This window comes from Thermophilibacter provencensis (assembly GCF_900128445.1).
GTDB classification, from domain to species: domain Bacteria; phylum Actinomycetota; class Coriobacteriia; order Coriobacteriales; family Atopobiaceae; genus Thermophilibacter; species Thermophilibacter provencensis.
In genome coordinates, this window is the sequence record NZ_LT671417.1 from 1170244 (window position 1) to 1196154 (window position 25911).

Annotated in this window: 17 protein-coding genes; 12 read left to right on the plus strand and 5 right to left on the minus strand. The window is 66.7% G+C overall.

Annotation, left to right across the window (positions count from 1 at the left end; all coding sequences use genetic code 11):
- Positions 1–79 precede the first annotated feature (79 nt).
- Complete coding sequence (locus BQ7391_RS05285) at positions 80–2332, minus strand: KUP/HAK/KT family potassium transporter (protein ID WP_075279640.1); 2253 nt, start codon at positions 2330–2332, stop codon at positions 80–82.
- 114 nt (positions 2333–2446) lie between these two features.
- Between BQ7391_RS05285 and BQ7391_RS05290 the strand changes: the two genes are divergently transcribed.
- Together BQ7391_RS05290 and BQ7391_RS05295 are read left to right on the plus strand one after the other, a co-directional pair.
- Complete coding sequence (locus BQ7391_RS05290) at positions 2447–3976, plus strand: S10 family peptidase (RefSeq protein WP_075279641.1); 1530 nt, start codon at positions 2447–2449, stop codon at positions 3974–3976.
- 313 nt (positions 3977–4289) lie between these two features.
- Complete coding sequence (locus BQ7391_RS05295; protein ID WP_075279642.1) at positions 4290–6461, plus strand: THUMP domain-containing protein; 2172 nt, start codon at positions 4290–4292, stop codon at positions 6459–6461.
- A 185-nt stretch (positions 6462–6646) separates the two neighbouring features.
- On the opposite strand, the gene BQ7391_RS05300 is transcribed toward BQ7391_RS05295, so the two are convergent.
- On the minus strand, positions 6647–7921 hold the full coding sequence (locus BQ7391_RS05300; protein WP_075279643.1) for an ISL3 family transposase: 1275 nt from the start codon (positions 7919–7921) through the stop codon (positions 6647–6649).
- Between the two features lie 279 nt (positions 7922–8200).
- Between BQ7391_RS05300 and BQ7391_RS05305 the strand changes: the two genes are divergently transcribed.
- The 6 genes from BQ7391_RS05305 to BQ7391_RS05335 all read left to right on the plus strand — a co-directional run bounded on the left by BQ7391_RS05305 (position 8201) and on the right by BQ7391_RS05335 (position 15594).
- Positions 8201–9922: a phospho-sugar mutase gene (locus BQ7391_RS05305; protein WP_075279644.1), complete on the plus strand. Its 1722-nt coding sequence runs from the start codon at positions 8201–8203 to the stop codon at positions 9920–9922.
- A gap of 647 nt (positions 9923–10569) precedes the next feature.
- Positions 10570–11406, plus strand: a complete 837-nt coding sequence (locus tag BQ7391_RS12155; protein ID WP_075279646.1) for a DUF8171 family membrane protein — start codon at positions 10570–10572, stop codon at positions 11404–11406.
- Between the two features lie 10 nt (positions 11407–11416).
- On the plus strand, positions 11417–13141 hold the full coding sequence (locus BQ7391_RS05320) for an ABC transporter ATP-binding protein (protein WP_075279647.1): 1725 nt from the start codon (positions 11417–11419) through the stop codon (positions 13139–13141).
- Positions 13138–13971, plus strand: coding sequence for an energy-coupling factor transporter transmembrane component T family protein (locus BQ7391_RS05325; RefSeq protein ID WP_075280895.1), 834 nt, complete (start codon positions 13138–13140; stop codon positions 13969–13971). The genes BQ7391_RS05320 and BQ7391_RS05325 overlap by 4 nt, the downstream gene beginning before the upstream one ends.
- Positions 13972–14766, plus strand: coding sequence for a PHP-associated domain-containing protein (locus BQ7391_RS05330; protein ID WP_075279648.1), 795 nt, complete (start codon positions 13972–13974; stop codon positions 14764–14766).
- Positions 14767–14775: 9 nt separating this feature from the next.
- Positions 14776–15594, plus strand: coding sequence for a MurR/RpiR family transcriptional regulator (locus BQ7391_RS05335; RefSeq protein WP_075279649.1), 819 nt, complete (start codon positions 14776–14778; stop codon positions 15592–15594).
- 11 nt (positions 15595–15605) lie between these two features.
- Here the strand turns inward: BQ7391_RS05335 and BQ7391_RS05340 are convergent, their stop codons facing one another.
- Both BQ7391_RS05340 and BQ7391_RS05345 read right to left on the minus strand, forming a co-directional pair.
- A complete protein-coding gene (locus BQ7391_RS05340; RefSeq protein ID WP_235858625.1) occupies positions 15606–16763 on the minus strand; it encodes a cysteine peptidase family C39 domain-containing protein in 1158 nt (385 codons plus the stop codon).
- A 208-nt stretch (positions 16764–16971) separates the two neighbouring features.
- The gene (locus BQ7391_RS05345) at positions 16972–19221 is read right to left on the minus strand and encodes a transglycosylase domain-containing protein (protein ID WP_075279650.1); all 2250 of its coding nucleotides are present in this window, start codon (positions 19219–19221) and stop codon (positions 16972–16974) included.
- Positions 19222–19481: 260 nt separating this feature from the next.
- Here BQ7391_RS05345 and tyrS point away from each other — a divergent pair, with 260 nt between their 5' ends.
- The 4 genes from tyrS (at position 19482) to lgt (ending at position 24575) form a co-directional block, all read left to right on the plus strand.
- Positions 19482–20699, plus strand: coding sequence for a tyrosine--tRNA ligase (gene tyrS, locus BQ7391_RS05350; protein WP_075279651.1), 1218 nt, complete (start codon positions 19482–19484; stop codon positions 20697–20699).
- A gap of 190 nt (positions 20700–20889) precedes the next feature.
- Positions 20890–23424, plus strand: a complete 2535-nt coding sequence (locus tag BQ7391_RS05355; protein ID WP_075279652.1) for a U32 family peptidase — start codon at positions 20890–20892, stop codon at positions 23422–23424.
- 75 nt (positions 23425–23499) lie between these two features.
- Positions 23500–23736: a NifU family protein gene (locus BQ7391_RS05360; RefSeq protein WP_075279653.1), complete on the plus strand. Its 237-nt coding sequence runs from the start codon at positions 23500–23502 to the stop codon at positions 23734–23736.
- 17 nt (positions 23737–23753) lie between these two features.
- A complete protein-coding gene (gene lgt, locus BQ7391_RS05365; RefSeq protein WP_075279654.1) occupies positions 23754–24575 on the plus strand; it encodes a prolipoprotein diacylglyceryl transferase in 822 nt (273 codons plus the stop codon).
- A gap of 90 nt (positions 24576–24665) precedes the next feature.
- Here lgt and BQ7391_RS05370 read toward each other — a convergent pair whose 3' ends face one another.
- Positions 24666–25871, minus strand: coding sequence for a putative ABC transporter permease (locus BQ7391_RS05370; RefSeq protein WP_075279655.1), 1206 nt, complete (start codon positions 25869–25871; stop codon positions 24666–24668).
- Positions 25872–25911: the final 40 nt, after the last annotated feature.

Below are 25911 nucleotides of genomic sequence, written 5' to 3' on the forward strand. Positions count from 1 at the left end.
GAGAAGGCCCCCGGTCTCGCTGGAGACCGGAGGCCTTCTCGTCAGCTCATGGGGCTGACGCGCTCGTGCCGAAGCACGCTCACTCAGTGCCCTCGGGCTCGTCCTCCTCCTCGTCGAGGCGAAGCGGCTTGAAGGCGGCGGTGTCGCCGCCCACGAGGGCCTTCTCGGCCTCCTCCTGAGTCGCCTCGCGGTCCTTGCGCATCTGGACGGAGAAGATGTCCTCGTCCTCGTCGCTCTCGTCGGAGTCGGGCGCGAGGACGGGCTGCTGGCCGGTGTGGCCAAGCTCGTCACGCTCGATGCGGGTGAGCCTGTGCTGGCGCTTGGTCTTGGAGAAGAGCGGCACGTGCTCGAAGATGAGGCTCGAGTTCTCGAGGCCGTACCAGCGGGCGGGAGAACCGCAGAGGCCGCGGATGAAGTACTTGAGCTCGATGCAGCCGCGGTTGATGCCGGAGAGGTCGGTCTCGGGCGAAAGGGTCTTGCGGATGAGGCAGAACTTGAAGTCGCCCACCACGCTCGGCTCGAGGTAGATCGAGTACTTGTGGTTCTGCGGAGCGAGCTGGCCGCGCTCTACGAGGTTGGCGACGATCTGGTAGAGATACGTGTTCACGCGCTGGTTGACCTTGAAGCCCAGGCGCAGCTGCACCTTGAAGAGGAAGTCGGTGCCAAAGTCGTCGACGATGTACTCGTGCGTGAAGGGCTCGTCGGTCACCTGGACGTTGAGGAAGTAGTAGGCGCGGGCGCGCTTGGGCTGCTTGTCCAGAATCGAGTAGAGGATGTCGCGGTCGAGCTTGTCAAAGGAGGAGTCGTTGGTGAGGAAGACCAGGTTGTCGGCGAGCAGCGGGTACTCGCTGTCGTGGCTGAGGTCGAAGATCTGGTCGAGGTACTTGTTCACGGGCAGGTAGACCGTCTGGGTGCGCTCGATGGCAGTGCCGCGGCGCCACACGTACATGACAAGGAAGATCGCGGCCGCGATGATCACGGTCACGTATCCGCCGTGGAAGAACTTCGTCAGGCTCGAGAAGAAGAACATGAACTCGATGGCGCCGAAGAAGACGGCAAACGGCACGGCGAGCGCCGGCTTGTGGCGGATGCGCGAGAGGTACGTGAAGAGCAGCACCGTGGTCATGAGCATCGTTACGGTGATGGCCAGGCCGTAGGCGGCCTCCATGTGCGCGGAGGTCTGGAAGAGCAGCACGACGCAGATGCAGGCGATCCACATGACGTTGTTGACCATGGGGATGTAGATCTGGCCCTTGGTCTCGGACGGGTAGTTGATGCGCATGTGCGGCATGAGGTCGAGTCGCACCGCCTCGGAGACGATGGAGAAAGACCCCGTGATGAGGGCCTGGGAGGCGATGATCGCCGCAAACGTGGAGAGAACGATCGCGAAGACGCGGAAGTCCTCGGGGAGCATCTGGAAGAAGGGGTTGAGGTCATCGATGGCGGCAAGCTCGGCCGAGCCGTTGCTCGCGAGGATCCAGGCGCCCTGGCCCAGGTAGTTGAGGATGAGGCAGACCTTCACGAACGGCCAGCTGGCATAGATGTTGGGCTTGCCCACGTGGCCCATGTCGGAGTAGAGGGCCTCGGCGCCGGTGGTGCAGAGGAAGACGTTGCCGAGGACCATGACGCCGGCGGCATTGAGGTTGCCGTCAAAGAGGAACGTGATGCCGCGCACCGGGTTGAGCGCGCGCAGCACGCCGAAGTTCTCGAAGATGTGCGGCAGGCCGGCGAGCGCGAGGAACAGGAACCAGAGCGTCATGATCGGGCCGAAGGCCTTTCCGATCTTGGAGGTGCCCGCCTTCTGGAGGAAGAAGAGCACGCACAGGATGCAGATGACCACGGCAACTACGATCTGCTGGTTGTCTCCGATGATGTCATAGAAGAAGTCGACGGTCCTCAGGCCCTCGATGGCGGTGGTGACGGTCACGGCGGGGGTGAGGATGCCGTCGGCGAGAAGTGCCGCCCCGCCGATCATGGCGGGGATGATGAGCCAGCGCCCGCAGCGCTTGACGAGGCTGTAGAGCGCGAAGATGCCGCCCTCGTTGTGGTTGTCCGCCTTCATTGCCACGAGCACGTACTTGACCGTGGTGATGAGGGTGAGCGTCCAGATGATGAGGGAGAGCGCCCCAAGGACGACGTTCTCGGACATGGTGGCGAGTCCGCCGTTGCCGGAGATGATCGCCTTAAGGGTGTACATCGGGCTCGTGCCGATGTCGCCGTAGACGACGCCGAGGGTGACGAGCAGCATGCCGGCCGACAGGGGGATGCCGGCGCCCTTTGTCCTCTGGCGGACCGCGACTGCGGTGTCGGAAGGACTGTGCTTTGCGTTCATGTGACTCCAAACTCAGGGCCGATGATTCGCGGCCTCTCGGCCGTCCCCATAGTGTAGCGCTTGCCAGCGGGGCTAGAATGTCCCCGTCGGTCTACGTTGAAGGAGATGAGGTCCATGGCGGAGGAGAAGAGCGAGGCGGCTGCCCCGGAGCAGCCGACTGGTCAGGGCACGGGTTCGGTGAGGGGCGTGTACGCGAGCATCCCGGCGGACCGCGCGACGGGAGTCCCTGAGCCCGCCTCGGCGCGGCTCACCTGGACGGACGGAGAGCGGAGCATCGACTACGAGGCCCGCGCCTCCCATCTTGACGTGCGCGACGACGCGGGCGTCCTTCTCGGCAGGATGTTCTCGGTCTCCTACGTGGCAGTGGACGGTGAGGGGCGCGCGAATGCCTCGCGCCCGGTGACCTTCGCGTACAACGGTGGGCCGGGGTCGAGCTCGGTGCCCATCAACCTGGGCGGCATCGGCCCGCGTCGCGTGGCGACCGACGGCGTCTCCCACCTGCGCGCGGATGCCCCCATCGAGGACAACCCGCATACGCTGCTCGCCGAGTCCGACGTGGTGTTCCTGGACGCCCTCGGCACCGGATGGTCGGTCCTCGCGGAGGACGCCGACCCCAAGAAGGTCTTCTGCACGGACGGCGATGCCGACGCCTTCGCGCGTGCCATCTGCGCATGGCTCACGGAGAATGGCCGATGGTCGAGCCCGCTCTATCTCTTCGGCGAGTCCTACGGCACCGTGCGCAACTCCGTCCTCATGCGCCTGCTCGGCGAGCGCGGCGTGCAGCTGACGGGCGTGGTCATGCTCTCGGCGGTCTTCAACATAGCCGGGCTCCTCAATCCGGGGGATGACCTCTACTACCTGGGCATGATGCCTACCTTCGCGGCCACCGCGCAGTTCTTTGGCAGGGCCGGTGCGGGCGTGGACGAGGATGAGTGGTTCTCCCGCGCCATGGACTTCACCGAGAGGGAGCTCGCCCCGGCGCTCCTGCGCGGCGACCGCCTCGGCGAGGCCGAGGAGCGCGCCGTGGCCGAGCGCATGGCGGCGTTCATCGGCCTGAGCGCCGAGCACATCCTCGCCCATCACCTGCGCGTCGACCTGCTCGACTTCCGTACGCACCTGCTTGCGGACGAGGGTCGCGTCTGCGGCCGGCTGGACACGCGCTTCTCGAGCGACGCCCCCTCCCCGATGCAGTCCTATGACATGTGGCTTGCCGGCGAGGACCCCGCCGACGACGCGGTCGAGGGCGCCTGGGTGCGCGCGTTCCGCCGCCTCTGCGCGGACGACCTGGGATACGCGGGCCCGGCGCGCTACCTCTCCAATAACTACGACAAGGTGAACGCCGGCTGGGACTGGGGTCACGAGGAGCCCGGCCTGGGCAGGGTCGCCACCCCCAACGTCTCGCTCGACATCGCGGTGGCGATGCGGCGCAACCCCACGCTCAAGCTCGCCATTCTCGGCGGACGCTACGACGCTGCCACCACGTGGTGGAACGTCGTGCATGACATGAGCTGCCAGTTCCTCTCTCCCGCGCTCAAGAGCCGCGTGAGCTGGCACCTCTACGGGTGCGGCCACATGGCCTACGTCGACGAGCCCACGCTTGAGGCGATGGGCCACGACCTGCACGAGTTCTACGAGAGGCGCTAGGTCGTAAGGCCGCGCCGCACGCGTCCGGCGCTCGGGCAGCTTGCCGCCAGGGGCGCGGCAAGAACTCGCGGCGACGCGTGCGGCGCGGTGACCGGCGGCTTCCGCCGTAGGCCGTCAACGACGTGGGGATTGAGGCTCTTCTCGCCCCGTGCGCCAAATCTGGCTGCGCGCTTGGCCGTCACTGCCCCGTCCGGGGTCGAAACGGCCAATGTGCCGCAGCCAGATTTGATGTGGCCGCCGCCCCATCACCGAAGGCGGGGCGCGTTCGTGGGAAAATGGGCGGACATGATGGCGACGGGCGAGAGGTGACCCGATGGAGTTTGTTGCGACGTGCCCCAAGGGCTTCGAGCGGCTGCTGGCCGATGAGCTGATTGAGCTGGGGACCCCCCAGGTCCGGCCCCTGGCGGGCCAGGTGTCCTTTGGAGGGGAGCTCGTCGACGCGTATCGCGCCTGCCTGTGGTCGCGCCTCGCGTCGCGCGTGCTGCTCGTGCTCGCGCGCGTCGGGGCGCGTGATGCGGACGAGCTCTACGAGGGCGTGTCTTCCGTCGCATGGGAGGACCATCTCGCTCCCGGGGCCACCTTCGCGGTGGACGCCCACGGGACCAACGCCGAGCTGAGAAACACCCAGTTCGTCGCGCTTCGCGCCAAGGATGCCGTCGTCGACCGCGTGTTCGCGGCGACGAGCGCGCGCCCGCTGACCGACACGGCTCGCCCGGACCTCACGGTCTCCGTCCGCCTGGGAGGGCAGCGGGCCACCATCTCCCTTGACCTTGCGGGCGATCCGCTCTTCCGGCGCGGGTATGACTCTCGGACCGACGCGCGCGTGGCGCCCCTTCGTCCGGACTATGCCGCGGCCCTGCTTGCCGCCGGGGGGTGGGGGCGTCGCGCCCGCCGCGGGGAGGCGGCGCTCGTCGCGCTCTGGCCGGGGCAGGGGAGCGTGCTCGCGGAGGCGGCGCAGGTGGCGCCGAGCGCCGCCTGGCAGGGCCTGCTCGTCGAGGCGGACGCCCGGGCGGAGAGGGGCGAGAAGAACGCGTGCTCGCTTCTGGCCTGCGATTCCCGTCCGGGCGCGGCCGCGGCGTGCCGCCAGGTTCTCCGCGTCGCCGGCCTCCCCGTCGAGCCCACGCTCTGTTCGCCCTCCGAGGCGGCGTCGCGCTCGGGGGAGGCGCTCGTCGTCTGCGATCTCTCGTGGGTCGCGGATACGGCCCTTGCGACGGAGGCCTCGGCCCTTGCCGACCTCTCCGCGCTCGCCGGACATCCCGTCACGGTGCTCTCGCGCAGGGCCTCGGTCGATGCGGCGCTGCGCCGCGAGCCCGTGGCAGTGGCTGAGGCGATCGTCGGGCGCGACCCGGCAAGCATCCGTGCCTTCGACGTCGCGCCCGGGGTTCGGGGGCCGGCCGAGGTGGAGCTGTCGGGCGGCGAGGGTGTGCCTGTGCTCGTGCCCGCTTCGGAGCAGTTCGCGCGCCGCCTCGCGAAGGTCGCTCGGCTTCGGGCTCGATGGGCGCGGCGCGAGGACGTGACGTGCTACCGTGTCTACGACGCCGACCTGCCCGACTATGCCGTGGCGATCGAGCTCTACGAGGGATCCGAGACGCCTGGCCGGTGGCTCCAGGTATCTGAGTACGCCGCGCCTCGCGGCGTGGACCCCGAGCTCGCCCATCGCCGCCTGCTCGACGTCCTCGCGATCGCGCCCCGCGTGCTCGGCGTGGCGCCGGAGGACGTGAGCGTCCGCGTTCGAACCCGTGCCCGCGGCGGGTCGCAGTACGCCAACGAGTCGCGCCCGTCCGGGCGCGGGCCGCGGCGAGACCGTCCCTCTCGTCGGGCGGGGCGCGTGGAGCTTCCGGCGGGCTCGCACCTCGTGGACGAGGGCGGGCTTACCTTCGAGGTCAACTTCGACGCGCGCCATGACTGCGGCATCTTCCTGGACCACCGCGAGACGCGCTCGCGCATCCGCGAGATGATGAAAGAGACCAAGGGCTCCAAGCGCTTCCTCAACCTGTTCGCCTACACGGGCACCGCGACCTGCTATGCGGCGGACGGCGGCGCCAAGCACACCACGACCGTGGACCTCTCGCGCCCCTCCCTGGACTGGGCGCGGCGCAACATGGCCCGCAACGGCTTCGAGGGGCGAGAGCACGAGTTCGTGCAGGCGGACGTGCTCGCGTGGGTGACGGAGCAGCGCCACACCAAGAACCGCTGGGACCTGATCTTCTGCGACGTGCCCACGTTCTCTAACTCGGCGCGCATGCGCAAGGCGTCCTTCGACGTGCAGCGCGATCACGCGGAGCTCATCATTGGCGTGTCGCGCCTGCTCGTCCGCGGCGGCCGGGCGATTTTCTCGTGCAACCTGCGCAACTTCAGGCCGGACCTGGAGAAGCTCGAGCGTGCGGGCGTAAGGCTCACGGACATCACCTCCGAGACCATCCCCGAGGACTTCTCGCGCAACAGGAAGGTCCATCACGCCTATCTTGTGGAGCGAGCCCAGTAGCCCCGGGAAGCTCCGTTCGTAGTGTGTTTCATGGAGGGCACCCCAAGTATGGCCAAGGGTTAACTTCCGCAAAAGAGCAGGTAGATGGCTCGGTTCGTTTGTAGTGTATTTTGCAGGTGGCTGTCCAAATACACTACAAATCAGGCTGCAGCCACAGCACGCCTCTTTTTGGCTCTTCCGCGTTTCTAGTGGGTAGCACATGCCGACGCGGGCCGGGCCGAGAAATCCAGCCTCCCCAGCCTGAGGAAGATCATCGTTGTGAAGTAGCCGACGTTCCTGAAGCCCCTGGACGCCCTCTTGAGCGACTGTATGATCGAGTTCATGCCCTCCAGGAAGCCGTTCGAGGACCTCGCGGAGAACCAGTTGAGAACGCCCTCCCGCTCGTCGCGGATCGTCCGCGCCGCCGCCTTCATCAGGGGCACGTTCGAGTGCATGATCCAGGAGATCGCCCGGTCGAGCTCGGCTGCGGCCTCCTCCCTGGTCGCGCACGAGTAGACCGCGCGGACCGCCTCCACCATCGCGCAGGCGCGCGCCGTGAGCAGGTGCTCGGAGGCGAGCGACGCCCTCGTCTCGGCCTGCCGCCCGGTGAGGTTCTCCGGGCGCTTGAGCCAGACGTACTTGGTGCCCCTGAGCAGGCGCCTCTTCTCCTCGCAGCTCCTCGCCTCGGCGTTCCTGGTCCTGTCGAGGGCCCTCGTCAGCAGCTGCATGACGTGGAAGCGGTCCACGGTCTGGGCGGCGCCCGGCATGGCGTCGGCGCAGCCCAGCGAGTAGGAGCTCGCCATGTCGCGCGTCACCTCGGAGATCGCGGACCTGTCGCCGCCGCGCTCCTCGAGCTGGTCGCAGAGCCTGCCGGCCGCGCCGCGGTCCCTGCCCTCGGTGACGGCGACCACGCGCCGGCCGTCGACGTCGGCCATCACGGATATGTAGCGCTGGCCGCGGGCGCGGGCCGTGTCGTCGATGCCGACCCTCGTCACGTCCGAGTAGTCGGCGCCGGCCCTCGCCTCGGCGACCGCGCGGCCGAGCATCGCCCATATCCTCGAGTCGGACTCGCGGACCCGGCGCGCGATCTCCGTCACGGTCGCGCCGGACATCGCCATCACGAGCACCTGCGCCTCGAACAGGGCGGTGAAGTGGGAGTTCGGGCGCACCTCCCAGGGCATGCGGACGGTCCTGGGGCCGTGCTCGGGGCAGTCGGCCCGGGGCACGCGGCAGTGCACGACGGTGCGGAACTGCCAGATGTCGAGGTGGCGCCAGGTGCGCTCGCGGGCGTCGTAGACCCCGCAGCGGGCGCCGCACTCGGGGCACCTCACCGCCCTGCCGGGGACCCTGCCCACGCGTATGTGCAGCTCCTCGTCGCCGGACTCGGGCGACTCGAACCAGACGTCCTCGACCCGCCATTCCTCCCCGAGCCCCATCGAGTGCTCGAAGAGCCTCGCCAGCATCACCGCCTGAGCGTCCATGTGGGAGCCCCTCTCCTCCGCCCGTCGGCAGAATGGTACCGCTCGGGGTACCCGCGGTCACGGGGGACGGGGCGTGCTACCCACCAAAAGCTTCGATGAGCCCTCTTTTTGCCCATTGCGGACTCTCGGGCGGGATGCGGACGATGCCATCCGCCGCCCGTCGTCGCCCGCCCGCGTAGAGCCTCCGCATCGCACCCTCTCGCGCGAGTAGAATCTACCTACACGTGTGGGTAAGGCGCGGGTCCTTCCGCGCCCCGATCGAAAGTGGGGGAACACGCTATGGACGCTAGCATCGAGGCCACGGTCAAGGCCTGGCAGGACAACGTCACCGATCCCGACCTCGCGGCCGAGCTCGCCGAGCTCGTCAAGGACGGCAACGAGGACAAGCTCTTCGACGCCTTCTATCGCGACCTCGCCTTCGGCACGGCAGGCCTGCGCGGCACGCTCGGCGTCGGCACCAACCGCATGAACGTCTACGTGGTCGCACAGGCCACCCAGGGCGTCGCCGACTACCTGAACGCCCACTACGAGAACCCCACGCTCGCCCTCGCGCGCGACTCGCGCAACAAGGGCGAGGACTTCCAGAAGGTCGCCGCTGGCGTGCTTGCCGCCAATGGCATCCACGTCTACGTGTACCCGCGCATCGAGCCCGTCCCCACGCTGTCCTTTGCGGTGCGCCACCTCGGCACCTCTGCGGGCATCGTGCTCACGGCCTCCCACAACCCGGCGCCCTATAACGGCTACAAGGTCTACAACGACAACGGTGGCCAGATCACCGACGAGGCGGCGGCGGAGATCTCGGCAAACATCGCCAAGGCCGACCCGTTCAACGTCAAGATCATGGACTTCGACGAGGGCCTCGAGAAGGGCCTCATCGAGTGGACGCCCGAGGAGGTCCTCGACGCCTTCATCGAGAACATCAAGAAGGTCTCCGTGCCCGGCTTCAAGGCCTCCGATGACTACTCCGTGGTCTACACCCCGCTCAACGGCACTGGCATGGAGCTTGTGACCCGCATCCTCAAGGAGATCGGCGTCGAGAAGGTCTCCGTGGTGCCCGAGCAGTCCAAGCCGGACGGCAACTTCCCCACCTGCACCTATCCCAACCCCGAGTTCCGTGAGGCGCTCGAGCTTGCCCTCAAGCTCGCCGAGGAGGTCAAGCCCAACCTCGTCGTGGCCACCGACCCCGACGCCGACCGCATGGGCACCGCCATCCCGCACGACGGCGACTACGTCCTGCTCTCCGGCAACGAAATGGGCGTCCTGCTCATGGACTGGCTCGCCACGATGGCCAAGGACCGCGGCGAGGACGTTGCGGCCAAGGTGGCCGTGTCCACGATCGTCTCCTCCTCCATGCCTGATGCCCTTGCGCGCGACTGGGGCTTTGAGATGAGGCGGGTCCTCACTGGCTTCAAGTACATCGGCGACCAGATTGACCAGCTCAAGGACGAGGGCGAGGAGGACCGCTTCCTCATGGGCTTCGAGGAGTCCTACGGCTACCTCGTGGGCACGCACGCCCGCGACAAGGACGCCATCGTCGCCACGATGCTCTGCGTCGAGATGGCGTCCTACTACGCCGAGAAGGGCATGGACCTGTACGAGGCCATGGACGCCCTGTACCAGAAGTATGGCTACTACCTCAACGGGACGGTCAACGCGTCCTTCCCGGGTGCGGCGGGCGCCGAGAAGATGGCTGGCATCATGGATGGCCTGCGCACCAACCCGCCCGCCGAGATCGCCGGCTACAAGGTCATCGGCGTGACGGACTACGCCACCGGCCCCGAGATGCCGCGCGTCTCGGGCCTCCAGAAGGAGGCCGCGCAGGTGCTGCCGCCCGCAAACGTCATCGAGTTCCGCCTTGAGGACGACAACAAGGTCATCTTCCGCCCGTCCGGCACCGAGCCCAAGGTCAAGGCGTACCTCTTCTCCAAGGGCGCCACGCGTGCGGAGTCCGAGGCCGTGCGCGCTAAGCTCGAGGCCGCGTCCAAGGAGATTCTGTCGTAGGGTCGTTACATACGCTCGTAGCCGAGGAGGCCCTGCCGATCAACGGAGGCGGGGCCTCCTGCCGCTTACAGAGCCCAGGTCCACGAGTTCCTCCCGGCAGTCCTGGCCGCTCGCCTGCGTTGCGGAGATGAGGGTTGTGGCACTCTGACGCCTCACGGCGTTGTCAGACCCGGGGTTATGGCAGAAAAGGGAGTGCCATAACCCCCGATTCGTAAACACGGGCGAGAAGAACCCCAGCTCGCCCTTCTCGCTCATTGCCATAACCCCATATCCGACAACCACTCAAGGCGCCGGATTGTCACAACCCTCATTTCGACAACGTCATCGAACGACAGAGCGCCACAAGCCCCGATTCCCCAGCTCACGCACGTACGGGGGGAGGGGCAAGGGGCGAGAAGAACACGTGTGGGAAGAAAGGCGAAAAGGTCGCTTGCCGAGTTGTAACCGCTGGGTAAAGCCAGTAAGAGGCCGTTTTTCTCGTTGTGTCGCCCGTGGAGGGGTTGGAGCCGGCGAATGTCGTGATTATTTTCATGGATAGAGGATGCGAAAGCTTATTTTCATCTTACAGATGACTAACCGTAGCAGGGGTTTCTCCTCGTTAATGTGCAAGGTGCCGGCGCAGACACCCATTCGAGGAGAGGAAGCCCATGTCTGTCACGAGGGGAAGCTACACCCAATCCCAGAAGCTCATGACCTTTGTGCTGTCAATGTCTCTTTACGGGCTCGCTACGCTCATCTCCGAGCTCATTCCTTCCGTTCAGGTTGGTATCGTAGAGTTTTCCGTCGAGTTCTTCCTGTTCATCCCGCTCGCCATCGCTATGCTGTTCGATCCGCTCTCGGCCGCCCTCGGCGCCGCTACCGGCGAGCTCGTATTCTCGGAGATCATGCTCGGCCAGTTTGGCGGCATCGGAGAGCTCGAGAAGTTCCTCACCGTCACCATCGCCCTTTACGTCGCGGGCACTCTGGTAAAGGATCCGCGCAACATGAAGGCCGTCGCGCTCGTGTCCTTCGGCTGCACCGCGCTCCAGCTCGCCATGAGCGCCGGCGTGGATATCTGCAAGGTCGCCTTTGCCGTCGAGGAGTTCGAGGCCGTTCCGGGCCTTCCCGAGTCCGTCTACTTCACCGAGGGCTTCGCGTTTGCGAACGACCTGCTCTTTTCCGGCATCCTGTTCTGCATGCTACCGACTATGTTCCTCGTCCCGCGCCTTTACGGCAAGATTGAGCCGTTGCTCGGCATGAAGCCGCGCACCCCCGAGAATGCCCCCGCGGCTCCCTCCGCCGGGCTTGTCATCGCCGCTGTTGCGTGCTTCGCCGTGGCCGTGGCCGTGGCTTGCTTCTCCGAGGCAGGCTTCTCCCTTATCGAGTGGGAGGCCGAGTGGGCCGAGAGCGAGACGGCAATCTTCACCGGCATTGTTGTGTCGGCGGTGGTTGCCCTTGTCGCCGCCTTCTGGGCGCACCGCAACGCTCAGCTCAGGTCCGCGTAGGGGGCGTCTCGTGTCCGCAGTCACGCTCAGAGACGTTACCTTCACCTATCCTGGCGCGACCGCACCAACCCTCCGTCACGTCAACCTCGATGTGGCGGAGGGCGAGTTTCTTGCCATCATGGGCGCGAACGGGTGCGGCAAGTCTACGCTGTGCAAGACCATGAACGGGCTTATCCCGCAGTTCATCGTCGGTGACCTCGAGGGGGAGGTCACGGTGGCGGGCGTCGATGCCTCCACGGCAGAGATCGGCGAGCTCGCTCAGCACATCGGCTACGTCTACCAGGACTTTGAGAACCAGCTCGTCCGGCCCATGGCCATAGACGAGGCGTCCTTCTCGTGCCTGAACTTCGCCTATGACGACTACGTCGAGCGCGGCATGCGCGCGCTCGAGCTCTGTGGCCTCGCAGACCGCGCGGAGTCCTACATCTGGCAGCTATCCGGCGGACAGAAGCACCTGCTCGCGCTCGCCGGTGCCATTGCGCTCGAGCCCGACGTCATCGTGCTTGACGAGCCGGTAGCCCAGCTCGATCCCTATCACGCCGAACAGACTTACCGGGTCCTGCGCGAGCTCAACGAGAAGTACGGCAAGACGATCATCGTCATCGAGCACCACACCGACTTCATCGCCGAGTACTGTACGACGGCCTGCCTCATGGCTGACGGCGCTATCGCCTGGAAGCTCCCTGCGCACGAGGCGCTGCGTCGCATTGACGATCTTGCTGCGAGTGACGTCCACCCGCCGCAGATTGCCCTTGCCGCCCGCGAGCTCGTGCGCGCGGGCGCACTTTCTGCGGACATGCCGCTCCCCACTACGGTTGACGAGGGTGCCACGGCGTTCTGGGGCATTCCGTTTGTCCCGCGCGAGCGCGAGCACGCTCCTGTCCTCGCTCCCGAGCCCGCCGTCTCCTTCCGGGGTGTCGACGTGAGCTACCGCAGCGTCAAGGGCGACCCCCACCAGGTGTTCCACGGCCTCGACTTGGACATCCACCGCGGCGAGAAGGTCGCGCTCGTGGGTGCCAACGGCGCCGGCAAGTCTACCCTCATGAAGCTCATGTGCGGTCTTGTCAAGCCCCAGGCAGGCGAGGTCCTGCTCGAGGGCGCGCGCACGCGCGACATCGGCCCCGACGAGCTCTCCGACAGGGTCAGCCTCGTCTACCAGAACCCCGAGCAGATGTTCATCAAGGACTCAATCCGCGCGGACGTGGAGTTTGCCATGCGGGCCCGCGGCGTCGAGGACGCCGCCGAGCGTGCTGCTGCCCTGCTCGAGCGCTTTCGTCTCACCGAGTTCGCCGAGCAGGACGGTCGCCTGCTCTCGGGCGGGCAGATGCGCCGCGCATCACTCGCCGTGGGCATCGCGCTCGACCCGCCGATTCTTCTGCTCGACGAGCCCACCGCCAACCTTGACATCGGCACGCGCCAGGAGATTACGCGCCTCGTTGCGGACCTTTCCGGAGTTACGGATACCGTGGTCATCGCCACGCACGACATGCAGCTCGTCTGCCAGTTCGCTGGGCGTGTCATCGTGCTCACCGGCGGCGAGGTCATCGGCGACGCCGCGCCTGACGAGGTCTTCATGGATGAGGACGTGGTCAAGCGCTCAGGCATCCGTCCGCCGGAGATCTTCCAGATGGGTCGCGCGCTCGACTGCCGCGCCGCCTGCTACACACTTGACGAGTTTCTTGCCTGCTTTCCCGCGTGGTGCGAGAAGAATACGAAAGAGGTGAGGTGCGCATGATCGAGAAGATCTCCGAGAGCGTCCTGGACAAGGTCTCCGTCGACTTTCTGCGCGACCAGGTGCTCAAGAACGCATACGGTAACGATGACACGCCCATAGCGGCGCTCGACCCGCGCGTACTGCTGCTCTGGTACCTCTTCTTCGGCATCGTCCCGTGGTTCCTGAACGACGTCATCGTCCTTCTCGGATTCTTTATCCTGACGGTTGTCACCACGCGCGTGGCCCGCGTGGCGCCACTCGTGCTCTTTGTCTTCGCGCTCGGCATCTTTTCGCAGACGGGCTACACGTTCATCGTGTCGCTCTTCTTTGAGGGCGATCTGGACACGCTGCTCTCGCTGCTCGTTCTGACGCTCAAGGTGGCCACATGCTCGCTCGCGAGCATCACGGTCTTCTCTGGGCTCGACCCGGACAGGCTCTCCAATGGCCTTCTCTGGTTTGGCGTGCCCGAGCGCCTGTCCTTCTCGATTGCCTTCGCCTATCGCGTTCTGCCGATTCTCATGGAGGAGCTGCAGAACATCCTGCTGTCATATCGTCTGCGTGGACGCGCCCCGGCGCACGACACGCTTGCGGGTAAAGTCCGCTGGCTTATCTACCAGGTGAGGATTGTCATCCAGTCGTTCTACCCGCTCATGCTCAATACGGCCAAGCGCTCGCGCACCACGGTGGAGGCCCTTGAGCTCAAGGGGTACCGCTATGCGTCGACCAACCTCAAGGTGCTTAAGATCAAACTCTCCTCGTTGCACGCAGGCAGACGTGAGGCCGTCTTTGTGGCGATCTCGGTCGCCTGGGTCGTCCTTTGCTTCGTCGTTTCAAAGATTGTGGGACTCTAGATGGACATCGACTTTCACACGCACGGCAAGCTTGCAAAGTACCTGGCCTTTTCGCCCGATTACACGGACTGGCTCTTCAGTGAGGCGATAAGCGCGGGGCTCGACGCCCTGTGCCTCACGGAGCACTTCAATACGCAGGGCTTCCACGACGTCTACTCCGATGTTGCCCGTCGCTTCTCGCGAATTGGTGACGCCTATGACGTGAACGGGCTGCTCGTCTTCCCAGGGATGGAGATTGACGTTGCCGAGGGCGGTCACACGCTCGCCCTCGGGTCCATGGAGGAGGTTCTCAGTCTCAACGCTTGGCTCGAGCCGCACAAGGCCAAGGGGCAGTTCCTGCCCTTTGACGAGTTGGCCGATGAGGTGCACCGCCGCGGTATGCGCTTTGGCGCCGCCCACCCCTTCCGCGCGCCGGGCCACCTGCCGGAGCTCTCTGACGAGCAGCTTGCCAAGTTCGACTTCCTCGACCTCAACGGCAAGGACCTCGCGCGTGACCGAGAGCGCTCCGAGCGCCTCACCGGCGCGCTCGGCGAGCGGCTGGGCATCCCCGTGATCTCTGGCAGCGACACGCACCAGGCCTTCCAGTACGGCTGCGTGGTCACGCGCATGGCGCGCCGCTGCACGACCTTCGACGCCCTCTTCGCACAGGTCGAGGCAGGGGAGTACCAGATCGTTCTCGCCGAGGACGCCGCCTTCCGCGTGAAGACCGCGGGCTACCTCAAGCGTGCCCTCAAGGAGATTGACCGCCTCGGCGGCGACTACGTTGCCACGATCCTTGCCGGCCAGGCGCTCTAGGGGGCGGGAATGGCACCGGAGTCGCTCTTTCGACAGGATGTGAGCTACACCGAGGCAGAGCGCCTCATCATGGACTTTGTCTCGGCACGGCCTGCCGAGTTTCTCGTCATGTCAATCCAGCAGGTCTCCTCGCGCCTCAACATCTCGGACGCCACGGTGTCGCGCTTCGCGCGACACGCGGGATTCAGGGACTTCAAGGAGCTCAAGACGGCGGTGGCGTCTGCGACGCTCGGGCCTGCCGAGAAGATTCAGGCGAGTATCGAGGAAGCCGGTTCGCCGCGTGCCTTCTTAGCGGAGCAGCGGAAGAACATCGAGCATACTGCGGAGACGCTTGACGAGGAGGCGTTCGCCGCCGCGGCAAACGCCCTTGCGTCGTCGTCGCGCGTGCTGCTCCTCGGCAAGGGGGCCGCGCGCTCGCTTGCCGAGCTTCTTAGGTTCCGTCTCGCACGCTTTGGGAAGGAGGCGGTTGTGTTGGAGGCGGGCTCGGACGTCATGGAGGGCCTTGTTCGCGCCAACGCCGAGACCGTCCTTCTCGCCTTTGGCTTCGAGCGTGTTCCGGCTGAGGTCGAGGTGGCGCTTGCGCACCTTCGTTCCGTCTCAGGGAGATCGATCCTGTTCACCGGCCGGAGCCTGCGCGAGTCAGGCGCTGACGTCGAGCTCGTGGCGTATCGTGGCGAGCCCCGCGGATATCACTCCATGGCGAGTGCGGTCGCGCTAATCGACGCGCTCGTCGTGGCGGTGGCGGGTCGCATGGGAACGGGGGCGCTTGAGCGGCTCGAGCTGCTCAAGGGCCTTAAGCGAGGAAATGAAGCGAGGCTTCCGCGCTAGGTGCAGGACGGCTACTCGTCCGTGGTCGTGGCGGCGTCCTCGGCGGTGCCGTTTTCGGAGTCGGCGTCGTCATCGGACTTGGGCAGGCTCAGCGCGTGGATGGTGTCGGTGCTGGCGGCGAGGGTTGCCGCGGCCCATGGGTGGGCGCTCACGTCAGGGGAGGTGGGGTCGTAAACGGTGATGGAGCCGTCCTCGTTCTCAGAGACGAGGAGAATCCAGTGGGCAGTGCTGGTGATCGAGCCGGCCTTGGTCTCGAGGAGGACGTAGGTCCCGGCGTCAAGCGCCTGGGACAGGTTGTCGGCGTTTGACGTGTAGCTCCTGTAGGAGAGCCCGAGTCCCTCCGCGGAGCTCTCGAGGAAGCTCGCCGCCATAGCGGAGTCGCCCGTTGCGGCATTGGCTTCGCTCGCCTGCTGCGCGAGGTCGGCGGGGGACTTGTCGTTATTGCCGGTGAGGCCCATGTAGGCCATGGAGAGCGCCGTGGGCCCGGAGCCCGTGATGGCGAGCGCGCGGCCTGCGTAGTCGACGTTGCCCCAGCGAGCGTCCCAGCACCAGAGCTGTGGCGCCTCGCCCTGCGTCACGGTGTCCCCGTAGGGCTGTGCGGTCTTTTCGGCATCGGGGTAGGCGGCAACGAAGTCGATGGCCTCGGGGACGCTGAGTGCGAGCTCGAGCAGGCCCGTGTCCGCGTAGCGGTCGGCGGTGGCGGCGATGCCGGCGAGCTTCTCGTCTCGGTTGAGCTCCGTCGCAAACTGCTGCGTGAGCTCCTCGGAGACTCCGGCGGCGACGCGCGAGTCAACCTGGTTGGCGCTCTGTGCGGGGTCAGACGAGCAGCCGCGGACGCAGCTGGATACGCCCACGATCACCAGGACGAGGAGGACCACGGCAAGCGCGCCCAGGATGAGGAGCTGGCGGTCGATGCCGAAGACGCGGTTCCTGCCGCCCTGGAAGTTGATGCTGCGGGACCTGAGCGGGTAGCCTCCTCGGCCGCCCCGGCCGCGATGCCCCGGCCCCCTCATGCCGCCCCCGCGCGAGCGGGTTCCCGTGGGGCCGTGATAGGCGGTCTGACTGGGGACGCGTGCCCTGCTGTCCCCGGCTCCGGAGTACTGGCGAGAGGAGCCGTTCATAGATGAGCCGCCCGAGCGGGGGCGGCGGTCGCGATCGGTGCGAGTCATTGTCCCTCCAGGGGATGTGCGCATGAGCGAGAGTAACCCTTATCGCATGATAGGCAGGCACGGGCTGCAATCTGTATGCCGGGAGACAACAATTCGGGGAGCGGTATGTGTTACGTGCAGTTTGGTCTGACCTCAAGTTTGAGTTGAGTCGACTGGGACGATCGACCGGGACGAAAAAGGGGACCGGATGGCTCCGGTCCCCTCGTGATTACGCTGGCGGTTCGGGGGATACCCCGCTGCCCCCCTCGCCCGTTTCGCCTCCTCCGCCGGTCTCGCCACCGGTGCCAGAATCACCGCCGCTGCCGGAATTGCCGCCGGTGCCAGAATCGCCGCCGGTGTTAGTGTTTCCGTTTCCGGGGTTGGGATCGGGCGGGGTCGAGGGCGTGTCCGGTGTCGTGGGGACGACGGGCGTCGTGGGAGCGGTCGTCTCGCTCGACTCGTCGTAGCCGGCATCCTCCTCGTACTCCTCTTCCTCCTCGTCCCAGTCCTCCTCGTTGGAGGCCTGGTTGGTTCCGACGAAGGTCCAGGAGCTGTTGTCCTTGTAGGTGGCGTTGTGGTCGGAGGTGGGGAACTCCTCGCGGGCCACGCCCTCGAGGACGGCGTTCATGTACGCGGTCCAGATGGGCAGCGGTAGCGTGGCGGTGGTGCCATTGGCGCCCTGATAGCGAATCGTGCTGTTGTTGTCCTGGTGCCCGCACCAGACGACGGTCGTGAGCTGCGGGGTGTAGCCGCAGAACCAGAGGTCGCCGTAGTTCTCGGTCGTGCCGGTCTTGCCCGCCACCGGCTGGTTGAACGTCGCGTTGTTGCGCACGTAGGTGGCCGAGCCCTTGGTGACGACGCCCTCGAGGACGCCGGTCAGGTCCTCGATGATGGCGGAGTCGACGATCTGCTCGGAGCTGTCCTGGTGCTCGTAGACGACGTTGCCGTTGCGGTCCTCGATGCGCGTGATCGCGATGGCATCGCGGTGCACACCGCCGTTGGCGAAGACGGAGTAGACCTCAGCCATCTCGAGCGGGGTGACCTCCTGGGTGCCGAGCGTGAGCGCGGCCACGGGGCTGATCTGGGAGTCGATGCCGAGCATGTGCGCCGTCTCGATGATCGTGTCGTTCCCGATGGTCTGGGCGACCTGGGCGTAGCCGGTGTTGGACGAGTAGGCCGTGGCGTCGGCGAGGGTAATCGTGCCGAGCTGGTCGTTGTTGATGTTGCTTGGGGCCCAGGTCGGCGTGATCTGGATGGGGGAGTTGCAGTTGATGCGCACGGTGGGGCTCATGCCCTCGAGCATGGCGGCGCACAGGGTGATGGCCTTGAAGCTCGAGCCGGGCTGACGGGGGTTGGTGGCGAGGTTGACCGAGCTCTGGCCGGCCTCGGTGTCGTTGCCGTAGTTCTGGCCGCCGACCATGGCCACGATGTGCCCGTTGGAGTTGTCCACCGAGACGAGGGCGCCCCTCAGCTGCTCGTCCCCGGAGGAGGCGACGCGCTCGCTCACGGCCTGCTCGGCGGCCTGCTGACGGGCGGGCTCGATCGTGGTGTAGACCTTGAGGCCGCCCTGCATGATGGTCTCGGAGGAGAAGTCCTGCAGGAGAAGGTTGCGGACGTAGTCGGTGAAGTAGGGGTAGGTGCCGATGGAGTCGGTCAGCTCGCCGGGGTTCAGGACGAGCGGCTCGGCGCAGGCGGCGTCGTACTCCTCCTGGGAGATGTCGCCCGCCTCGAGCATGCGCGAGAGGACGAGGTTGCGGCGCGAGACGCAGCTGTCGGGCTTGGTGAAGGGGTCGTAGAGCGAGGGGGCGTTGGGCAGGCCCACGAGGACCGCCGCCTCGGAGAGGGTGAGCTCGCTCGCGTGCTTGTTGAAGTAGGTGATGGACGCAGCCTCGATGCCATATGCCCCGTTGCCATAGTAGATGGTGTTGAGGTACATGTTGATGATCTGCTCTTTGGTGTACTCCTTCTCCAGCTGGATGGCGATGTACGCCTCGCGCACCTTGCGCTTGAGCGACTGCTCGAACTGCTCGTCGGAGAGGACGGTGTTTCGGACGAGCTGCTGGGTGATCGTGGAGCCGCCGCCGGCGTCGCCAGACCCCGTGATCTGGCCCACGACGGCGCGCAGGACGCCCTGCGGGTCGACGCCGTTGTGCTCGTAGAAGCGCTTGTCCTCGGTGTCGATGAGGCCCTTGATGACGTAGTCGGAGATCTCGTCCAGCGTGACGGAGCGACGGTTCTGGAGGTAGTACGAGGCTATCTCGTTGCCGTCCGCGTCATAGACGCGCGTCGGCTCGGCGAGAAGGTAGGCGTCGGCAGAGGTGTAGTCGGGCAAGTCCTCGAGCCATGTGCTCACCACGCCACCGAGCGAGAGTGCGAGCGTCACGCAGAGCAGCGCGATGAAGCCGAGTACGCCCGCGATGCCAAACCCCACGAAGTGCGTGCGGGAGTGCGTGCGTGCTCTTCGGGTTCTGATCCCCATCTAGTCCTCCTGTCGGGGAGACCGGTCCATAACTGTCCAACATTATAGGAGGTTGTCGGCATAGGTCTGTCGAGGGCGTTGTTCCATCGCGCGCGAGAGCGGGCGCTCGTCGCCCTTCTCGCCGCGCCGCCCGCTCGGGGCGCCGTCAGGAAAATCGGCCCTGTCCTGCCACTTTTCTGGACCTCTGCGCTATGCTAATACCTTATGCGGCCGTGTTGACGGCCGCTTGGTAAAGCGAAGGACCTATGGAGGACAGAGATTTGCTGCCAGTTGACGAGCAACTCAAGGTGATCACCTCCGGCACGATGCAGATCGTGCCGCTCGACGAGCTCAAGAAGAAGCTCGAGAAGGGCACCCCCCTCAACATCAAGCTGGGCGTTGACCCCACCTCGCCCGACCTGCACCTCGGCCATGCCGTGCCGCTGCGCAAGATGCGACAGTTCCAGGACCTGGGCCACAACGTGACGCTCATCATCGGCAACGGCACCGCCCTCATCGGCGACCCGTCCGGTCGCGACTCCACCCGCCCGCCGCTCACCGAGGAGCAGGTGGAGGCAAACGCCAAGACCTACGTCGAGCAGGCCATGAAGGTGCTCGACCCCGAGAGGACCCAGATTGTCCACAACGGCGACTGGCTGAAGGGCCTCAACCTCGCCGAGATGCTCAAGCTCATGAGCCAGTTCAACGTGGCTCGCATCCTCGAGCGCGAGGACTTCCACAACCGCTACGCCGAGGGCAAGTCCATCGCTCTCCACGAGTTCATCTACCCGGTGCTGCAGGCCTACGACTCGGTTGTCGTCAAGGCCGACCTCGAGATGGGCGGCAACGACCAGATCTTCAACCTGCTCGCCGGCCGCGACCTCATGCGCGCCATGGGCATGGAGCCGCAGGTGGCCCTCACGATGCCGCTTCTGGTGGGCACCGACGGCCACAAGAAGATGTCCAAGAGCTACGGCAACTACGTGGGCCTCACCGACGAGCCGGCGGACATGTACGGCAAGGTCATGTCCATCACCGACGAGCTGGTGCCGCTCTACTGGCGTCTCTGCTCCACCGCGGACATGGACAAGCTCGACGCCATCGATGCCGCCTTCGCGGACGGCTCCGCCGATCCGTACGCGCTCAAGCGCGAGCTGGCCGCAAACATCGTGGACCTCTATCACGGCGAGGGCGCCGGCGCCGCCGCGAGCAACGCCTTTGATGCGCAGTTCAAGCGCGCCGAGGCCCCCGAGGACATGCCGGAGTTCCCCGTGAGCGTGGCCGAGGTCAACGACGAGGGCAAGGTCTACCTGGGCAAGCTGCTCGTCGAGGTGGGCATCGCCAAGTCCGCCGGAGAGGCGCGCCGCCTCGTGGACGGCGGCGGCGTCAAGATCAACGGCGAGGCCGTGGCGCCCAAGTGCTACAACGTCGAGGCGTCGCTCTTCTCGGCCGGAACGACGGTCCAGTCCGGCAAGAAGCGCTGGGCGCGTCTGGTGTAGGGCCCAAGATAGGTGATGCGCGGGCGGGGTCGCGGCTGCGGCTCCGCCCGTGTCTATGAGCCCGGGAAAAATAATCCGCCCCCTGGGCGCGCGGGTCGGCGTTTTCCCAGTTGGCATTCTGGCGAGGGTCCCAGAGGGCGGATTAATTCTGGCGGGTGCGGTCGAGACAACGCGCAAGGACGGGGGGACGATGGCAAAGGGGACCACGTTTCTGGAGGCCCACGGCGTGCCGGAGCTGCTGGCGCCCGCCGGCGGCCCCGAGCCGTTCAACGCCGCGCTCGCCGCGGGGGCGGATGCGATCTACTGCGGACTGGGCAATGACTTCAACGCCCGTCGTGGCGCGCACAACTTCGACGACGAGTCGTTCGCCGCAGCGTGCCGTCGGGCCCACCTCGCCGGGGCGCGCGTCTACGTGACCGTGAACGTTGCCGTTTCCACCGAGGAGATGCCGCGCGTGCTCGAGCTCGTGCGCCGCGCGTGGGGGCTCGGCGCAGACGCCTTCATCATCCAGGACTGGGGCCTCATGGCGGAGATTCGCCGCCGGTGGCCGGAGGTGGAGACCCACGTCTCCACGCAGGCAAACGTGCACGACGCGCGCGGCGTGGCGTGGTGCCGAGACGTCTGGGGGGCAGACCGCGTGACCCTCTCGCGCGAGCTCTCGCTGGCGGAGATCGCGCGTATCGCGGAGGAGGGCGTGGAGCTGGAGTGCTTCGGCCACGGCGCGCTCTGCTTCTGCTACTCGGGCGTGTGCCTCATGAGCTCGCTCAATGGCGGGCGCTCCGCCAACCGGGGCCTCTGCGCCCAGCCCTGCCGCCTGCCGTATGACCTCATCGACGAGGACGGCGGCGTGATGGAGATCCCGGGCGTGGCCACGCAGGGCCTTCCGGAGAAGAGCCGCGGGGTGGGCGGCACGCGCCTGCTCTGCCCCAAGGACTACTGCACCGTGGACCACCTCGCCGGGATGCGCGACGCCGGCGTGGGCTCGCTCAAGGTGGAGGGTCGCATGAAGGCCCCCGACTACGTGCTCTCCGTCGTGGGGGCCTACCGTGACGCGCTCGACGCCCTGGCGGCGGGGGAGGACTCCGAGGCCGCTGCGGCCGCGCGGCATCGCCGCCTCAAGCGGGCCTTCAATCGCGACTTTACGGACAGCTACCTCTGGGGTCGCTCCGACAACGACATGATGAGCTACGAGCGATCCAACAATCGGGGCGAGGTCGTGGGCGAGGTCGTGGGCTCGCGCCAGCTCGAGGACGCGGTGGTGCGCCGCGGGGGCGGGAACGGCGGGCGCGAGCGGATGCGCCGCCTCACGCGCGCGGACGTGGAGGTGCGTCTGACGGCGCCGGTGGACGAGGGCGACCTCCTGGAGCTTCGCCCGGTGGACGACCCCACGCAGTTCCTCACCGCCCCCGCGCCCTCGGATGCCGCGGCGGGGGAGACCATCACCTGCCGCGCGGCGCGCCCCATGCCCGCGGGCTCCGTCGTGCGCCTCATCCGCTCGCAGCGCGCGCTCGACGAGGCGGCTCGCGTGGCGGACAAGGACGTGGTGCGCCGCCGCCCGGTGCGCGTCCGCGTGACGGCGCGACTCGGCGAGCCCTTCTCCGTCGAGCTCTCGTGCGCGGACGGCGCAGCCTCCGCCCGCGCGGAGGGCTTCGTCGTTGAGGCCGCCCGCACGCGCGAGGTCACCGACCAGGAGCTGGTGGAGCACGTCGGCCGTATGGGCCAGAGCCCGTTTGAGCCCGTGGAGTGGGATGTGGTGCTCGACCCCGGCTGCGGCATGTCCTTCTCAGCCGTCCACAAGGTCCGCGCCGAGGCGTGCGCTCTTCTGGAGGAGGCTCTTCTCTCGCCGTATGCGAGCAGGGCGGCGTGCAAAGGGGACAGTCACTTTTGCACGCCCGTGCCGGCGCGTGCAAAAGTGACTGTCCCCTTTGCACGCCCTTGCGTGTGCGCGCTTGTGACCACGCCGGAATGCGCCGAGGCCGCGCGCGCCGGCGGAGCCACGCGCGTCTACGCCCCCGCCGACGACCTCGCTGAGGGCGAATGGCCCGAGGGAGTCATCCCCTGGCTGGACGAGATTTGCCGCGAGGGGGACCACGCGCGCCTCGACCGATGGGTGAGGCCCGGAGACCCCGTGGCGGTGGGCAACGTCTCGGAGCTCGCGCTTGCCGCCGAGCTCGGGTCCGCGCCCGAGATCCGCTCCTGCATCCCGGTGCACAACGAGTCCTGCCTGGCGGCCCTGGAGGATGCGGGCGCAGCGGGAGTCTGGCTCTCCCCGGAGCTCACGCTCGACGAGGTCTGCGCGCTCGCCCGCGCGTCGCGCGTTCCCGTTGGCCTTTCTGTCCTCGGCCGTGAGCGTGTGATGACGAGCGAGCACTGCGTGCTTCAGGCGCTCGGGCGCTGCGTCCACGACTGCCGTCGCTGCGCGCTGCGCCGCCGCAGGCTTTCCCTGCGAGACATCGACGGCCGCGAGCTTCCCGTCCGCACGGACGTCAACGGCCGATCGCGCATCTGGTTTGGCCAGCTGCTCGACGCGACGCCGCAGGTGGACGCTCTTCTCGCCGCCGGCGTGTCGCGCCTGCTGGTGGACGCCCAGCTCATGGATGAGGAGGAGGTCGCCACAGCCGTGCGACGCGTCGTGCGGGCGGCGGAGGCGGCTCGCGCCGGCCGCAAGCCTGCCCGCCGTCTGCCCGGCGCCACTTCCGGGCATCTTTTCTCCGGCATTGGGTAACATGGTCTTCGGACGCAAGCACAAGCTGCCTCCCGGGCCCCAGGCGCCGGGCGAGGCATGAGGAAAGGACACCCCATGGCCGTTGATCGAGCCCTTCTCGACGCAACCCTCGACGTCATCCGCCAGAGCCTCCAGGCCGACGGCGGCGACGTCGCTCTCATCGACTGTACCGACGACGGCGTGGTCACCCTGGAGATGCAGGGCGCCTGTGCCGGCTGCCCGCTCTCCTCGCTCGACATGTCCGAGGGCATCGAGCGCATCCTGCGCGAGCACGTCCCCGGCGTGACGCGCGTCCAGCCCGCCGCATTCTAGTACGGGGCGAGAAGAACGTGTTCCTGAACGACCTTTATCACATGCTGGATCCGGTGGCATTTACGCTGGGTCCGCTCACCGTTCGCTGGTACGGCATCGCGTACCTGCTCGGCTTCATCTGCGCTGGCGTCGTGATGTACCGGACGGCGCGCCGCTGGGGGCTCGGGCTCTCGGTCGATGACGTCTTCTCCATCGTGATCGGGGTGGTCTTCGGCATCATCATCGGAGCGCGCCTGTTCTACGTGATCTTCTACGTCTGGGGCGCTGGGCTCTCGCTCTCGAGCCCCCTCGAGATCTTTGCCACCTGGGAGGGCGGCATGAGCTTTCACGGCGGCCTGGTGGGCGCGGTCGTGGGTGGTGCCTTGGTGTGCCGCCACTACGGCATCTCCGTGCCGACGGTGTGCGACCTCGGCGTGATCGGCGCCCCGATCGGCCTCTTCTTCGGCCGCTGTGCCAACTTCGTGAACGGCGAGCTCTGGGGCAGGGAGACGGACCTCCCCTGGGGCGTCATGTTCGAGACGGGCGGCGGCGTGTATCGCCACCCCTCCCAGCTCTATGAGGCTATCCTCGAGGGGCTTGTGATCTTCCTCGTGCTCTACCTGATGTCGCGCCGCATGCCGCCTCGTCCGCAGGGCACCTTCATGGGGATGTTCCTCGTCCTCTACGGCGTGTTCCGCTTCCTCGTGGAGTTCGTCCGCGTGCCCGACGCGCAGCTCGGCTACCTCTTCGGGCCCATCACGATGGGCCAGCTCCTGAGCCTTCCGCTCGTCCTTCTGGGCATCGTGGTCCTTGTTGCGGCCCATCGCCTCAACCGCCCGCAGGTGGGCTATCTGGCATAAGCAACACGACCTGACAAAGGCGACGGGGCCGTCTGTCATGACAGACGGCCCCGTCGCCTTTGTGCCTTTGTCGGGCTATCAGCGAGGAGGCTATGCCGCGCGGGCGCTGTTCTCCGGCGTGATCTCCATGCTCTGGAAGCGGTGCTGCATGTAGGCGTTGTCATAGTGCTCGGCGTAGAACTCCTCCACGGGAGAGCTCGGCGCAAGGCCGCTCTCGCGCTGGTACCAGCACTCGAGGGACTGCAGCGTCATGACGCCGTTCACCAGCATGAGAACCGCGCAGAGCGTGGTGAAGGAGTAGCGCGCCTGCCAGGGGATGAGGTTGATGAGCTTCAGGAGCCACGGCAGGCAGAACTTGATCCACACAAAGCCGAGCGCGCCCCACATGCACATGAAGAGGGTGCTCGTACGGCCGGCAAAGAGGACCGCGATGGGGTCCGGAAAGAGCCCGAAAATCGTGAAGCCCGAGTAGTCCCATGCCACGGCGCCAAATCCAACCTGCATGAACCAGGAGACCGCCGCCTCGAAGAGCCCGCCGATCACGGCGGACACGAGGAAGATCACGACGGGGTTGGCCTTGTAGAAGCGGTTGAGCGCGATGGTCATGAGCACGGCGCCAAACCCGTAGATGGGGGAGAAGGGCCCATAGAGCATGCCGGCGCGGTCCTGGTAGACTCCGGGGTCCACCACGACCATGTGATACACGGTCTCGATGATGAGCCCGAGCACGCAGCAGACCACGAAGACCCAGAACAGGTTGAAGAAGTCGAGCTCAATGAAGCCGCGGTCGCCCTTGGCGCGTCCGAGCGTGCCGTCCTTGGCGGCCTCCTCGGTCTCCATGTCACGGAGCTTTCGCTGCAGGCGGCGCTCGGTGATGAGCGTGGGGTCGATGGTGGCGGAGATGACGAGAAGGATCACGAGCCGCACCCCGTCGTAGATGAGGTTGTCGCCAAAGCCGTTGAGCATGATCTCGAGGATGAGGTTAACGATGCCCACGCCGATGAGCGCGTAGGCGATTTGCGCCACGTGCCGGCGCCGGTCGCGCAGCACGAGCACGCCAAAGAGGATGTACCCCGCGGCTCCAACGGCGAGCGTCACCACCTGTATGATCGTGAGGGTCATCGTGAGCGTGACGTCGTGGCTCTCGCGGAAGAGGCTGACGCCGTACTGGGCGAGCGGGATGGCGATCAGCGCCACCAGGGCGAGCACCGCTGTCGCCGTGACGAGGCAGTAGATGCCGTAGATCTTGAGCAGCAGGGGTATCTTTCGCTTTTCCACGGGGGTGGCGTCTGGCATGGGGAGTCCCTTTCTGGGAGCCGGGGCGCTGCCCCGGGGC

What these genes read in the sequence shown, in the direction of transcription:
- BQ7391_RS05325 (WP_075280895.1), top strand. Translation starts at nt 13,138, where the DNA reads ATGATCGAGAAGATCTCCGAGAGCGTCCTGGACAAGGTCTCCGTCGAC.
- BQ7391_RS05305 (WP_075279644.1), top strand. Translation starts at nt 8,201, where the DNA reads ATGGACGCTAGCATCGAGGCCACGGTCAAGGCCTGGCAGGACAACGTC.
- BQ7391_RS05330 (WP_075279648.1), top strand. Translation starts at nt 13,972, where the DNA reads ATGGACATCGACTTTCACACGCACGGCAAGCTTGCAAAGTACCTGGCC.
- BQ7391_RS05295 (WP_075279642.1), top strand. Translation starts at nt 4,290, where the DNA reads ATGGAGTTTGTTGCGACGTGCCCCAAGGGCTTCGAGCGGCTGCTGGCC.
- BQ7391_RS05345 (WP_075279650.1), bottom strand. Translation starts at nt 19,221, where the DNA reads ATGGGGATCAGAACCCGAAGAGCACGCACGCACTCCCGCACGCACTTC.
- BQ7391_RS05340 (WP_235858625.1), bottom strand. Translation starts at nt 16,763, where the DNA reads ATGACTCGCACCGATCGCGACCGCCGCCCCCGCTCGGGCGGCTCATCT.
- BQ7391_RS05290 (WP_075279641.1), top strand. Translation starts at nt 2,447, where the DNA reads ATGGCGGAGGAGAAGAGCGAGGCGGCTGCCCCGGAGCAGCCGACTGGT.
- BQ7391_RS05335 (WP_075279649.1), top strand. Translation starts at nt 14,776, where the DNA reads ATGGCACCGGAGTCGCTCTTTCGACAGGATGTGAGCTACACCGAGGCA.
- BQ7391_RS05285 (WP_075279640.1), bottom strand. Translation starts at nt 2,332, where the DNA reads ATGAACGCAAAGCACAGTCCTTCCGACACCGCAGTCGCGGTCCGCCAG.
- BQ7391_RS12155 (WP_075279646.1), top strand. Translation starts at nt 10,570, where the DNA reads ATGTCTGTCACGAGGGGAAGCTACACCCAATCCCAGAAGCTCATGACC.
- BQ7391_RS05300 (WP_075279643.1), bottom strand. Translation starts at nt 7,921, where the DNA reads ATGGACGCTCAGGCGGTGATGCTGGCGAGGCTCTTCGAGCACTCGATG.
- BQ7391_RS05355 (WP_075279652.1), top strand. Translation starts at nt 20,890, where the DNA reads ATGGCAAAGGGGACCACGTTTCTGGAGGCCCACGGCGTGCCGGAGCTG.
- BQ7391_RS05360 (WP_075279653.1), top strand. Translation starts at nt 23,500, where the DNA reads ATGGCCGTTGATCGAGCCCTTCTCGACGCAACCCTCGACGTCATCCGC.
- BQ7391_RS05370 (WP_075279655.1), bottom strand. Translation starts at nt 25,871, where the DNA reads ATGCCAGACGCCACCCCCGTGGAAAAGCGAAAGATACCCCTGCTGCTC.